Source organism: Flaviramulus sp. (assembly GCF_982512915.1).
Map to the genome: position 1 here is coordinate 1 of NZ_CEWOCJ010000002.1, position 12,888 is coordinate 12,888.

At 28.8% G+C, this 12,888-nt stretch carries 11 protein-coding genes and 1 riboswitch; of the genes, 5 read left to right on the forward strand and 6 right to left on the reverse strand.

Going from position 1 to position 12,888, the window contains the following annotated elements; all coding sequences use genetic code 11:
- Positions 1-28: 28 nt before the first annotated feature.
- Together AC1XJX_RS01580 and AC1XJX_RS01585 are read right to left on the reverse strand one after the other, a co-directional pair.
- A complete protein-coding gene (locus AC1XJX_RS01580; RefSeq protein ID WP_482002210.1) occupies positions 29-514 on the reverse strand; it encodes a hypothetical protein in 486 nt (161 codons plus the stop codon).
- Positions 501-1,010: an RNA polymerase sigma factor gene (locus AC1XJX_RS01585; protein ID WP_482002211.1), complete on the reverse strand. Its 510-nt coding sequence runs from the start codon at positions 1,008-1,010 to the stop codon at positions 501-503. The genes AC1XJX_RS01580 and AC1XJX_RS01585 overlap by 14 nt, the downstream gene beginning before the upstream one ends.
- 349 nt (positions 1,011-1,359) lie before the next feature.
- On the opposite strand from AC1XJX_RS01585, the gene AC1XJX_RS01590 reads away from it, so the two are divergent.
- Positions 1,360-2,793 carry a S41 family peptidase gene (locus tag AC1XJX_RS01590; protein ID WP_482002212.1) on the forward strand — a complete coding sequence of 478 codons (1,434 nt, stop codon included), beginning with the start codon at positions 1,360-1,362 and terminating at the stop codon, positions 2,791-2,793.
- Positions 2,794-2,861: 68 nt separating this feature from the next.
- Here AC1XJX_RS01590 and AC1XJX_RS01595 read toward each other — a convergent pair whose 3' ends face one another.
- Positions 2,862-4,733, reverse strand: coding sequence for a TonB-dependent receptor plug domain-containing protein (locus AC1XJX_RS01595; protein ID WP_482002213.1), 1,872 nt, complete (start codon positions 4,731-4,733; stop codon positions 2,862-2,864).
- Positions 4,734-4,799: 66 nt separating this feature from the next.
- A riboswitch (cobalamin riboswitch) is annotated at positions 4,800-5,011 on the reverse strand.
- Positions 5,012-5,075: 64 nt separating this feature from the next.
- Here AC1XJX_RS01595 and AC1XJX_RS01600 point away from each other — a divergent pair.
- The 3 genes from AC1XJX_RS01600 (at position 5,076) to AC1XJX_RS01610 (ending at position 7,537) form a co-directional block, all read left to right on the forward strand.
- Positions 5,076-5,570, forward strand: a complete 495-nt coding sequence (locus tag AC1XJX_RS01600; RefSeq protein WP_482002214.1) for a DUF6580 family putative transport protein — start codon at positions 5,076-5,078, stop codon at positions 5,568-5,570.
- Positions 5,571-5,669: 99 nt separating this feature from the next.
- Positions 5,670-6,989 (forward strand): DNA recombination protein RmuC, encoded by a 1,320-nt coding sequence (locus AC1XJX_RS01605; protein ID WP_482002215.1) that lies wholly within the window; start codon positions 5,670-5,672, stop codon positions 6,987-6,989.
- Positions 6,990-7,000: 11 nt separating this feature from the next.
- Positions 7,001-7,537 (forward strand): acyl-CoA thioesterase, encoded by a 537-nt coding sequence (locus tag AC1XJX_RS01610; RefSeq protein WP_482002216.1) that lies wholly within the window; start codon positions 7,001-7,003, stop codon positions 7,535-7,537.
- A gap of 9 nt (positions 7,538-7,546) precedes the next feature.
- On the opposite strand, the gene AC1XJX_RS01615 is transcribed toward AC1XJX_RS01610, so the two are convergent.
- The 3 genes from AC1XJX_RS01615 to AC1XJX_RS01625 are packed head-to-tail and all read right to left on the reverse strand — an operon-like array spanning position 7,547 to position 11,530.
- The gene (locus AC1XJX_RS01615) at positions 7,547-10,063 is read right to left on the reverse strand and encodes a TonB-dependent receptor (protein WP_482002217.1); all 2,517 of its coding nucleotides are present in this window, start codon (positions 10,061-10,063) and stop codon (positions 7,547-7,549) included.
- The gene (locus AC1XJX_RS01620) at positions 10,053-10,958 is read right to left on the reverse strand and encodes a FecR family protein (RefSeq protein ID WP_482002218.1); all 906 of its coding nucleotides are present in this window, start codon (positions 10,956-10,958) and stop codon (positions 10,053-10,055) included. Before AC1XJX_RS01620 ends, AC1XJX_RS01615 begins: the two co-directional genes overlap by 11 nt.
- Positions 10,959-11,005: 47 nt before the next feature.
- Positions 11,006-11,530, reverse strand: a complete 525-nt coding sequence (locus tag AC1XJX_RS01625) for an RNA polymerase sigma factor (protein ID WP_482002219.1) — start codon at positions 11,528-11,530, stop codon at positions 11,006-11,008.
- Positions 11,531-11,804: 274 nt separating this feature from the next.
- On the opposite strand from AC1XJX_RS01625, the gene AC1XJX_RS01630 reads away from it, so the two are divergent.
- Positions 11,805-12,875 carry a hypothetical protein gene (locus AC1XJX_RS01630; RefSeq protein WP_482002220.1) on the forward strand — a complete coding sequence of 357 codons (1,071 nt, stop codon included), beginning with the start codon at positions 11,805-11,807 and terminating at the stop codon, positions 12,873-12,875.
- Positions 12,876-12,888: the final 13 nt, after the last annotated feature.

The window sequence follows — 12,888 nt, forward strand, 5'->3', positions numbered from 1 at the left end:
ATTTTAATTTATTATTGTTTTGTTTTTTCTATTTTTTAAAAATTATACTGGTTGTGTTTTCAATTTCATTTAAATACCCTAGTGTAGAGGTACCTTTGTTTACCTCATTTAAATAATTTACAGTAGAGGTTCCTTTATTAAAATGATTTGAAATCATGGTTAACGAATTTTCAAGTTCGTTAAGGGCTTCTTCAGGATTATCGTAAGTTCCATAAGTATATTCGTTATAAGAAGATACCACAGGCTCTTTAAAATAAAATCCTAACATAAGAACAGCTACGGCTGCAACAGAAATCCATTTGTAATTAAAAGTTCGCTTAGTTTTTAATGGAACGTGTTTAGTAAATTGCTCTTGTTGATTTACCAAAAAATAATCAAACATAGGTTTATACATTTCTAAATATGGAGCAACAGTATCGCTGGTAAAATAGTTTTTCAATACTTGCTCCTCTTTAAGGGATGTTTCACCGTTCTCGTACTTTTCTAGTAATTTTTCTATATTATTTAATACCATAATTATGTGTATTAGTTAATTTTTCTCTTATTGTTTTTCTAGCTCTCGATAAGTTTACACGTACTGCTGTATTATTCATATCTAACATCTGGGCTATCTCATCTAAATCGTATGCTTCAATATCTCTAAGCTGAATTATCATTTTTTGTTGTTCAGGTAATGCTTCAATTATTTTTGCAACCCAATTTACACTATCGTTTAACTCAATTTGTTTTTGCAAAGGTGTATTTCCATCTTCATAATTACTATGTACAATTTTTAAATTTTGTGCTTGTTTAGATTTTAATTTATCAAAACAAAAATTCTTTGTCATAGTCATCGAAAAAGCCTCTACATTTTTATACTCTTGTATCTTCTTTTTATTATGCCACAATTTCATAAGCACCTCCTGCGTAGCATCTTCAGCTTCTTCCGTAGATACCAGTAATCGTTTCGCTAAACGAAACACTTTATCTTTAAAAGGCATTACAATATTTAAAAACTCCGCTTGAGTCATTTTTGGTTTGGTTTAGTTAAAATAGCTTTATTAAGGCTATTTGTTATTACGACGACAACCTATTTATTTTGTTACATCACCAATAAAAAAAAATAATTTTTAGAGCATAACCCTATCGGGTTGGGCTTTCACTACTCGCTTCCTCCTAGGTCGGCGAGCTCAAACAAACCGTTCAATCCCTTACGCAAGCTATCAACATCATGCAATTTATAAAATAGAAGCCTTTTTAATAACCCAAAGTTTATTGACTCATTTCTAGAATAAACAATTTCAATTAATTATTTTTTATTACACAATAATGTAAGTAAATTTAGGGTTTTATAGACTACTTAGAATAAAAAGAATTGCCATGAAAAATTTAAAAGTACTTTTACTTCTGCTTATTTTTTCTTTCATATCCATAAGCTGTTTCGAAGATGATGATGATACTCAAATATTTGCCAGCGAAATAAATGATTTTGTATGGAAAGGAATGAATATCTTCTACTTATATAAATCAGATATATCAAATCTAGCCAATGATAGATTTACCACAAATCAAGAATATGCAGATTATTTAAACTCTTTTACTGAGCCAGAAGATTTATTTGAAAGCTTAATTTTCCAAAGAGAAACCGTTGATAGATTTAGTTGGATAGTGGATGATTATATTGCTTTAGAGCAACAATTCCAAGGAACGGCAACAGTAAACGGGATGGAGTTTAGTTTGTTTTTTGCTCCAAACAGCACTACAGATGTTATTGGTGTAGTGAGATTAGTACTTCCAAACACTAGCGCATCATCAAATGGAATTGAGCGTGGTGATGTTTTTTATGGTATAAATGGTACTGCTTTAAATGAAACTAATTTTTCTCAGCTTTTGAGTCAAGATTCTTACACGCTGAATTTAGGTGTTTTTAACGATAATGGTACACCAGAAACAGAAGATGATTTTATCGAACCCACCACAGAAAACATAACCCTTACTAAAGCAGTATATACAGAAAACCCTGTTTACTTATCAGATATTTATAATGTTGGTGGTCAAAATGTTGGCTATATAATGTACAACGGCTTTACAGCAGGCTCAGAAATTGAATTAAATAATGTTTTTGCAAATTTTAACAATAATAATGTACAACATTTGGTTTTAGATTTACGCTACAATCCCGGTGGACGTGTGAGTATTGAAACCTACTTAGCTAGCATGATTACAGGGCAATTTCCAGGTGAAGTTTTTACAAAACTGATCTATAATGAAAATTTTGAATCACAGAATACTGATTATAATTTTCAAACACAATTAGAAAATGGCAATCCAATTAATAGTCTAAATCTTAATAAACTATACGTACTAACCACAAGCAGAAGTGCTTCTGCCAGTGAGGGTTTAATTAATGGATTATCTTCTTACATTCAAGTTATTCAAATAGGCTCTAATACAACTGGAAAAACACAAGCATCAAGAACGCTTTATGATTCACCAAATTTTAACAGAGAGGATGTAAATCCCAATCACACTTATGCTATGCAACCACTTATAGCTAATGGGGTAAATAAAAATAATGAAGCTGTACCTGGTTCAGGTTTAGTACCATCTCTAGGTTTTGATTATGAAGAAAGGCCAATTAATTATGGTATTTTGGGCGATATAAACGAGCCTATGCTTGCACTAGCACTATCAGATATTGAAAACTCAATTGGGAAATTATCTTTAATAAAATCTCAGGCTAAATCGTCTTTAAAATTAATAAAAGACAGTAACGATTTTAATCCTCGTGAAGGCGGCATGATTATCGATTAATTTTTTTATGAATAAAAAAAGCCTCATATTCAATTTAGTATGAGGCTTTTTTAGTTGTAAAATTTGTGTTACAAATTTATATTTAATCCTAAATTAATATTTCTTCCTTTTGTTGTGTACCCCAAAATTTCAAAATAATCTTCATTAAAAATATTAGCGATGCTAATAAAAAGCTTCAGCTTAGTATTTATTAATTTTTGACTAAAATAAAAATCAACTAAAGAAAAGGCTTTTAATTCAATATTTTCAAATGTTGAAAAATCTAAATCTGTCCTACTTCCTACAAATTGATAATTTAATGAAGCATAGTTTTTTTCATTCCATTGATATCCCAAACTTGTATTTACCTTATGTTTTGGTAGGCGTAAACGCAACCCACCTTTTAATTCTGTAAACGTATAGTTTGTACTTATATTTAAGTTTTTAATAATCTTTAATTCTGCTTCAAACTCAAAACCATGAACGGTTGCTTCTGTAGTAGCATTTTCATAATTGGTTGTGTAAATAATGGTATTTTCTTCTTTTCTATTAAAATAAACCCCATTAACTCTCAATCCATTTTTGGTATTAAATTCTAAACCAGCTTCCGTAGTCGTGTTTTCTTCGGGTTGTAAATCAGGGTTTGGGCCAAAAAACCCAAATAATTGTGACAAATTAGGCGCAATAAATGAGGTAGCATAAGAGCCAAACAATTTAGTATACCCCTCTTTTAATTTAATATTGTACGATGGATTTAAGCTATAAACCAAATGCGAGCCATAGGTACTATGATTATTTAAACGGCCACCTGCATTCAAATTAAAACCAAAATCTGATACATAAACCACATTTAAGTACGGATCGGTATTTGTAAAGGACTCATCGGTATTAAATAAACTTTCATATTCACCATAATTAATACCAATTATTGTATAAAATTTATCATTAATTATATACTTATTAAAGGCATCTAAAACAAAACTTTGAGCTTCGTTAGTAGTTGAAAATGAGGATATAGTTTCTCTATTTATTTTAGAAAACGCAGCATTTACTTGAAAACTCCCATTGTTATAATTAAACTTTGGGGCGATTCCAAAGCGAGTTTGTTCCGAAATATATGCATCATCTGTATCAGCAAAAGCAAAAATTGGGGGCGGAAAACCATCAATAGCTGTTTTAAACTTATCGTAACTAGCAAAACCAGTAATTTCAAGTTTATCTGAAGCCTTATATCCTAGACTAACATTGGTATTATACCTCGAAAATGAGTCTTTTTCGGGAGTTTCTGATTTTGCTGCTGATAAACCATCAACAAATTTATTTCCAAAACTAACAACATAATTAAATTTATCTACGGAACCATTTACGGATACATTGTTAGTAAAACTAGCAACGTTATAATTTAAATCATTTTTTGGTTGATTGGTACCTATAACTGAAGAAAAACTTCCAGCTATTGAATTGCTAGATGCTTTTTTAGTGGTAATATTTATAACAGCTGTAGCTGCCCCATTACCATATAATGTACTAGCTGCACCCTTAATTATTTCGATAGATTCAACAGTATTTAAATCAAATAATCTTAAATCAAAATCATTAGAAACTAAAGAGGGGTCATTCACTTGAATTCCATCAATTAGTATTAAAACTTGTCTGTTATTTCCTCCTCTAACGTAATAGCCTAAATTATTACCTTCAGCACTACGGCTTCCATTAATCTCAATACCACTTTTGGAATTAATCAACTCTGAAATAGTTCTCCCTTGATTATTTTCAATTTCATTTCTAGAAATTTTAATAACCGTTTTACCTGAATTTTCACGTTTTAATTCAAAACGCGAATCTGTAATAACAACTTCATCAAGTTGTTGCACTTTTGTAGAATCGATTTGCTTTTGTGCAAACCCAACCATTGATATACCAATACACAGTAAACCAAAAACATGTGTTTTTTTTTTCATTTAAAGATTCATTACTCGAGAATCGCATGGATTATCATACGCAAACTTTTATCCCGAAAGTTTAACTTATTCCTTTTGAAAATGGCAGGTCTCCTGACTTGCGTCTTCATGTTGGTCTTCCCAAAGAAAAATCTTCAGTGACTTTGAAGTTTAACATGAAGCTTTATAGCTTACAGTTGCGGGAACAGTTCTGGACTTGAAAACAATTTAATCTCACCAGATTCCCTTTTAATCCATTTAATTTAAAATCAAATGAAACCAAAATTCTTAGCTAATGTAAACATCATTTTTATTTTATTGTATCAACTATTAGTATTATTTTTGAAGTATAAAAAAATTATCATGACTTCTTTACTAAGTAAAAAACAACTCGTTATAATTTCATTCGTTTTAATAGCTGCTATTATACGTTTGTTTCCACATTTACCAAACGTTACACCAATTACAGCCATGGCTCTTTTTTCTGGTGTTTATTTTACAAATAAAAAATATGCCTTTCTGGTGCCATTAATAGCTATGTTTATATCCGATTTGTTTTTAGGCTTTTCTGCTATTTCAATTTTTGTTTATCTAGCATTTATTTTAATAAGTTTTATTGGAATAAAATCAAAAAAAATAGGCATTTCAAGTGTTTTGATATCAAGTTTAAGCTTTTTTGTAATTACAAATTTTGGTGTTTGGTTAATTGGATATCCTAAAACTATTGGTGGTTTAGTAGAATGTTACACATTAGCTATTCCGTTTTTTAGAAATTCGGTAATTGGAGATTTATTTTTTACAGCAGTTATGTATTTTAGCTTCGAGTTTGTTGCAAAAAAATATTTACAAACAGCCTAGAATTTAAAAAATAATAATTCTTAAAAAAACGCTTTTTTGGCGTTTTTTTTATTTTATAAAATGTAATTTTATAGCTAAAAATTTTTTAGTTCCATTTAAATGAACGACACCATAATTCTTATAATCGCCATTATTATTTTTGCATTAACAGGTTTCTTTTTAGGCACTTATTTCTCAAAACTCAAAAGCAAAAGCGAAAGAAGCACACTTGAAGAACGTCAAAATCAAATGGGTTTAACTATTGAAGAGTTAAAACAAAATTTGAATAAAATTGAAAGTGAACGCGAGGAAATTAGAAGAGAAAAAGATTTTTTGAATTCTGAATTAGCAAGAAAAAATGCCGAATACGAAAACTTGCAACAATTAAATTTAAAACGCGATGCTGAACTTGAAATACGTCAAGAACAATTGCGAAAAGATTTTGAATTACTAGCAACTAAAATACTGGATGAAAAATCGGAAAAATTCACACTTCAGAATAAAGAAAACATCAAAAATATTTTAAATCCACTTCAAGAAAAAATTAAAATCTTCGAGGAAAAAGTAGATTTAACTCAAAAGGAAAGTATTAGTATGCATTCGGCTCTGAAAGAGCAATTACTGGGTTTAAAAGACTTAAATCAGCAAATGACAAAAGAGGCCACAAACCTAACTCGCGCATTAAAAGGTGATAGTAAAATGCAAGGTAACTGGGGTGAGTTGGTTTTAGAACGTGTACTTGAAAAATCTGGTTTAGAAAAAGATAGAGAATTTTTTGTACAACAAAGTTTTACTTTAGAAAATGGCTCTAGAGTTTTACCTGATGTAGTTTTGCATTTACCCGATGGTAAGAAAATGATCATTGATAGTAAAGTTTCTTTAACAGATTATGAGCGTTTGGTAAATGCTGAAGATGATGATAAACCGCAATTTTTAAAAGCTCATGTAAATTCTATTAGGAAACATGTCGATCAACTTTCAGAAAAAAATTACCAAGATTTATATGATATCGAATCACCAGATTTTGTGCTCATGTTTATCCCAATCGAGCCAGCTTTTGCAATAGTAGTTAATGAAGATAATAGTATTTACAACAAAGCCTTTGAAAAGAATATTGTAATAGTAACACCCTCTACCCTTCTAGCTACATTACGTACTATTGATAGTATGTGGAACAACGAAAAACAGCAACAAAACGCGATTGAAATTGCAAGACAAGCTGGAGCATTATACGATAAGTTTGAAGGCTTAGTTCAAGATTTAACTGGTGTTGGTAAAAAGATTGATGCTGCAAAAAGCGACTATTCTGCAGCTATGAATAAATTGGTTGAGGGTAAAGGAAACCTAATTACAAGTGTTGAAAAACTTAAAAAGATGGGTGCAAAAGCTAAAAAATCATTACCAGAAGCCATCATTAAACGTGCAAACGAAGACGAATAAAATTTAAATATATGTTTAAGCAAATTAAAGATTCACAAATCACTATTTCAGAACTTATGCTGCCATCTCATTCAAACTTTAGTGGTAAAATTCATGGTGGTTATATTTTAAATTTAATGGATCAAATTGCTTTTGCATGTGCCTCAAAACATTCCAGAAATTATTGTGTTACTGCTTCTGTAAATAAGGTAGATTTTTTAAATCCAATTGATGTAGGAGAATTAGTAACCCTGAAAGCATCAATTAATTATACCGGAAGAACCTCTATGGTAGTTGGTGTACGTGTAGAATCTGAAAATATACAAACAGGTGAAAAGAAGCACTGCAATTCGTCTTATTTCACTATGGTTGCAAAGGATGAAAACGGTAAAAATGTTCTTGTACCAGGTATAATTTTAGACTCTGTACAAAGTGTTAGAAGGTTTGCACGAAGTATAACCAGACAAGAACAATCTAAACATAGATCGAATCGTTTTAAACCTTCAGAATTTAAAATTGAAGAACATATAGAACTAATTAAAACACAAAATGCTAAAATTGAACTTTAGTTTTTTTTATTAAAAATAAACTCTAAAAACCGCATTTGGTGTAATGCCAAGTGAACTTTGAATAGTTTCAGTAACATCGCCATTATTAACACGATAAAAATTATTTATTTGGTTTTCTCTATCTAAAAGATTCCAGACCGAAACACCCAGATTCGCTTTAGTATGACTTCCAAATTTAAAATTATATATCGCAGAAACATCTAAGCGCATGTAATCATGAAGATTTAAAGCATTAGTTTTAGCAAAATTAACTTCATTATTTATAATCTCGTTACCCATAACTGGAAGCGTAGTAGGCTTACCAGTATGCCAGTTTAATCCTGCTGAAAATTTAAAATTATTAAGTTTAAGAGCAGATCCCAAAGTAAAAGTTTGGGTTATATTAAAATTACTTGGAAAATAATCTGATTCTAATTCAGAAAAATAATAGCGATTATCCATATAAGAATAACTTAACCAAGTTTTAAGCTTATTAAACTGTTTACTTACTAAAAAATCTAAACCTCCAACATCGTACTCCCCTTTACTTTTTACAAATTCATACTGATTTTGAAACCCTTGGCTTTGAGTAGTAATTCCATTTACAGATTTATAATAAACATCCATATCAATTAGCCATCCCTTTTTATTAAAGTTTATTCCTGTTGATATTTGCTTACTAGTAATAACAGGAATGTCTCGATTGTTTGATAACTGCCACCTACGTTTTTCAATTCCTAAAAAATCATTTTGGAAATTAATAACTTGAGATGTATTTTGATGCTTAAATTCTCCTAAAATTTCTAATGAGAAATAATTTAGAAATTGATGACTAAAATCGAGTCTTGGTTCCCAAATAGACTTTCTAAATTTTTCAATATAATTATATCTTAAACCAAAATTTAGATTTGTTTTTTTATTCAATGATTTATAATCAATCTGAGAAAACAACCCATGAGTTCTCAATACTTCGGATACCAAATTTCTAAAACGTGGTAAATCAACATCATCTAAATTAGTTATTTCAGTCTCTACAAAATGATACCCACCTAAAAAACGAAAAGAATCATTTAGTTGATAATTTGTTTTAAGTTTTATACTTGTTTCTGAAACAATATTTTCTTGTAAAAAGCGCTGAGACTCCAATAGGTTTTCGTTTACTGCTTTTAGTTTATAATCGGTTTCATAAACTTCTAACTCCGTATTTAATCTGCTGTTCCATCTTCTGATATAATGCAAAGCACCAGCAATACTATTTTGAGTTAATCGACTCTCTCGAGATTCAAGTTGATTATTAATTGTAGCATTTTCATTAAACTGAAGTATATTATTAACGTTAATAAAATTAAGTCTAACCTCATCATTATCGCTAATTTCATAAATCCATCTTAAAGATGTATCGTGAAAATCAAAAATTTCATTACTATTAGTTATTGTCATTGCATTGTTTGACACTTCTGTATTTTGAGATATTCTATCGAAAAAAGCTGTATAAGTTGGTGTTTCAACAAAATCACTAATTGACTTTCTTGCTGCAATTTGAATGGATGATTTATCATTAATCGGCACATCAACAAAGCCATTAAGATTGGTTAAGTTGACTTCTGCTATTCCTTTAAAACTATCATTTATATCTTTTTCAGTTTGCATAGCTATGGTTCCTGAAACACCATCTGTGTAACTAACATCGCTACCATTTTTTCTTAAAAAAACTGTTTGAGTTATGTGAGGATTATACATAGAAATAAGACCGAAAAAATGTCCAGATTGATACATTTTTATACCATCCCACAGAATTAAATTTTGATCATGGGTACCGCCCCTAATATTAATATTAGACACTGTCTCGTTTATACTTTGTATACCTGGAAAAGCCTGTAATGACTGCAAAACATCATCATCAATTAAACCCGGTAAAATATCAAAATTTGAAAAATTAATCTCAAAAGAACCATCGCTTAACTTACTAATTCCGCTTGTTATATAATTTGAAATTATAACTTCTGATAACGATTGAATATTTGGTGATAAAAAAATATCTAGACAATCAAAACTTGAAAATTCTTTAATTGTTTTTAGAATGTTTTTATAACCTAAAAAGCGAATAGTAATAAGATCTGAAATATTTTCAATTTGAATTTTAAAAAATCCGTTTTCGTCGGTTATTGTGGAATTATTTGATACTTGAATAGTTGCCGCTACCAGTGGTTCAGAATTAATTTTATCTTTAATATAACCACAAAAAACAATATCTTTTTTAGGTTTTATTAAAACGATACGCTCATTCATAACTAAAAATGACAGCCCTGTTTTAGTTTCAAGATATTCTAAAGTTTCTTTAAATAACAAGTTGTTAGAGGGAGGTATTAAAAAAAAATCCTCAATGGTGTCCTCAGCATAATTAAACTGAATGTTAAAGCGATGTTGTAATAAGTTTATAATATTATAAAGTGATTCTTGTTTATTAGTATTTTGGGCATAAAAACTAAAAAAAACAAAAAATAATAAAGTAAAAAAAATGTATATCTTTTTTATTCTATTTTCCATGAATTACTACCAAATTTGAAGCATTCAATTTGTAGGTCAAGTTCATAGGTTGCGTAATTGCAAAAAGGGCATTTTCAAGATTATCATGGGGAAAAGCTCCCGTAAATAATCTATTTGTATCTACATTATTGAATGTAACTTCAACATCATATTGTCGTTCTAATTCCGATAAAACATTTTTTATGGGTATGGCATTAAACTCACTCATATTAGTTATCCACTGTGGTGATGAATATACTATTTTTCCATAAGTAAATTTACCATCAAGAATTTGGTAACTATCTCCAGCTAATAATTGCATAACAATGGTATCTGAAACAACTTTAACAATCCCTTCAAAACATTTAACTTCAAAATAATTATTACGTTGTTTTACATTAAATTGTGTACCTACAACGGTTACTATGCCACTAGTCGTTTTTACATCAAAAGTTTTTCCTTTAGCCACTTTAAAATAGGCCTCACCTTTTAAAGTTAATGCTCTATTGTCGTCCCAATTTTTCGAACTAAACTCAATGGCCGAAAGCGCATTCAATTCAACCAATGAATGATCAGGAAGTTCAACGCTAGTTTTTTCACTAGCTAATGTTTCAATAACAGTAATGTTGTTGAAAAAAAATGTAAAATATAAACCTAAAGAAACAACTATAACACTTGCGATTTTAAGTAATGGACTGAACCAATTTAATTTTTTTACCAACTTTTTAGAAGCTTCATATCGAGATTTAAAGGTATCAAAATCTTCAATTTTTTGAGAATGAGATGCTTTAAAATACTTTGCATTATCAACTATATATTGACTCAAAAAAGCATCATCCAGCTTATTAAATGCTTGTTTTTCAGAATCAATAAGCTCTTCATTCAACCATTTCTTTATTAAGTATTCTTTATCCATGTAACCTTAACTTTATTATAAAACAATTTAAGCTATAAATATCCTGACTATTTTATTTTGAATCCTTCTAACTCTTTCTTTAAAATATTAAAAGCACTATAAATTCTATATTCAACAACTTTTTGAGTAACTCCTAACATCTCTGCAATTTCAATGTGTTTTTTTCCTTCAACTTTACTCAGTAAAAAAGCAACACGCTGTTCATCGGTTAAATTTTCTAAAACATTTTGATATTGCTGTAAAAATTGCTCTTTTTCTAAAATAAATTCTGGAGATTCATTTGTATAATCTTTTGGTTTAACCTGATTATATTTCAAAACTACTTTTTGGTGCTTTATTTCATTTAGCATCATGTTATTTGCAACTGTAAATAAAAACGATTTAGCTTTACTTAAAGTTACATTTTTACAATTATTCCATAATTTAACAAAAGCATCTTGAACTTTATCTGCCGGATTATATTGTTCTCCAAATTTATAATAAAGAAAGTTTTGTAAATCTTGTGCATACTTATTATAAACAAGTTCAAACACATTATCATCACAAATATTATCGTTAAGTTCTTTTGGCAAAATTTTTATTTTTTTAATGAGCCAAAGTTATATAAAAAAAAAATTAAAATTTTAAGTTGTAATAAAATACATCCTTTAGAAAAATAATGAACATAAAACGTTAATTCATTCTATTGCTTTATCAGAAATTAAAAAAATAGTTTAAAATATCCTGAAAAAACACTCATATTAAATTGAATATTACAAATAATATAAAAAAAATTTAAAAAGTTTCAGGAGTTTTTTATTATTAGTTGTTTTATTAATAAATGGCATATACAAAAGTTTTATCATCATGAAAAAGGCATCAAAAAAAATACAATTCATTTTCTTAGTTACTATAGCTTTTGCTTCATGTAGAACGGAAGACTCTGAATTAATAGAAACCCTTCCTGAAGATGTTTTAATAGCTAATTCTACTTTAGCTAGCTTGATACAAAAAACTTCAACTAATGATGGTTCGTTTGATAATATTATTGATTATGCAAATTGTTTTAATATAAAACTACCGGTAACAGTATTAGTAAATAGTGAAGAAATTGCAGTAAATACTATAGAAGATTATAAAAAAATTGAATATATTTTTGACGATTCTGACGATGACTCAGACACCATAATTATTACTTTTCCAATACAAATTATTCTTGACGATTTTAGTGTAATAACCATAAATAGTAATTCACAATTAATAAGTTATGCTAATAATTGCAATGGTGAAAATGAATATGATGACGATATTGAATGTTTAAATTTTGATTACCCCATAACAACCTTTCTGTATAATTCCAATGACGAAATCATAGATTCTAATCAAATCAATACGGATAGTGAATTTTATAATTTCATAAGAAATTTAGATTCGTCTGACTTAGTATCCATCAATTTCCCAATAAAAACGGTGCTTTTAGATGGTACAGAATTTATTATTAATGATTTAATAGAATTAGAAAACATTATTAATGCTTATAAAGATTATTGTGATGAAGATGACGATTATGATTACAATGATGATGATTGTGATGACTGTTCTCAAAATCAATTAATAAGTATTTTAACCTCTTGCCCAAATTGGACTGTTGATAAACTTGAACGAAATGGCATCGATTTTGATGATGTTTATACTGGATACACCTTTAATTTTTCTAATGATGGCACTTTAACAGTATACTACTCCGGTGGAATTGATAATGGTACTTGGACAGCAACCGGAACTGCTAACAACATTACTATTAATATCAATATCCCAGATTTACCATATTGTAATAATGATTGGATTTTACACGAAATATCTGAATATAATGAAACCAAAATTGATTTAAGAGTTGGTAATGATGATAGATTAAGATACGAAAACGATTGTAACTAAAATTAAAATAAAC

Bases quoted from the DNA above. Each gene is read 5' to 3' on its own strand.
- AC1XJX_RS01580 (WP_482002210.1), bottom strand. From the start codon at position 514: ATGGTATTAAATAATATAGAAAAATTACTAGAAAAGTACGAGAACGGT.
- AC1XJX_RS01585 (WP_482002211.1), bottom strand. From the start codon at position 1,010: ATGACTCAAGCGGAGTTTTTAAATATTGTAATGCCTTTTAAAGATAAA.
- AC1XJX_RS01590 (WP_482002212.1), top strand. From the start codon at position 1,360: ATGAAAAATTTAAAAGTACTTTTACTTCTGCTTATTTTTTCTTTCATA.
- AC1XJX_RS01595 (WP_482002213.1), bottom strand. From the start codon at position 4,733: ATGAAAAAAAAAACACATGTTTTTGGTTTACTGTGTATTGGTATATCA.
- AC1XJX_RS01600 (WP_482002214.1), top strand. From the start codon at position 5,076: ATGACTTCTTTACTAAGTAAAAAACAACTCGTTATAATTTCATTCGTT.
- AC1XJX_RS01605 (WP_482002215.1), top strand. From the start codon at position 5,670: ATGAACGACACCATAATTCTTATAATCGCCATTATTATTTTTGCATTA.
- AC1XJX_RS01610 (WP_482002216.1), top strand. From the start codon at position 7,001: ATGTTTAAGCAAATTAAAGATTCACAAATCACTATTTCAGAACTTATG.
- AC1XJX_RS01615 (WP_482002217.1), bottom strand. From the start codon at position 10,063: ATGGAAAATAGAATAAAAAAGATATACATTTTTTTTACTTTATTATTT.
- AC1XJX_RS01620 (WP_482002218.1), bottom strand. From the start codon at position 10,958: ATGGATAAAGAATACTTAATAAAGAAATGGTTGAATGAAGAGCTTATT.
- AC1XJX_RS01630 (WP_482002220.1), top strand. From the start codon at position 11,805: ATGAAAAAGGCATCAAAAAAAATACAATTCATTTTCTTAGTTACTATA.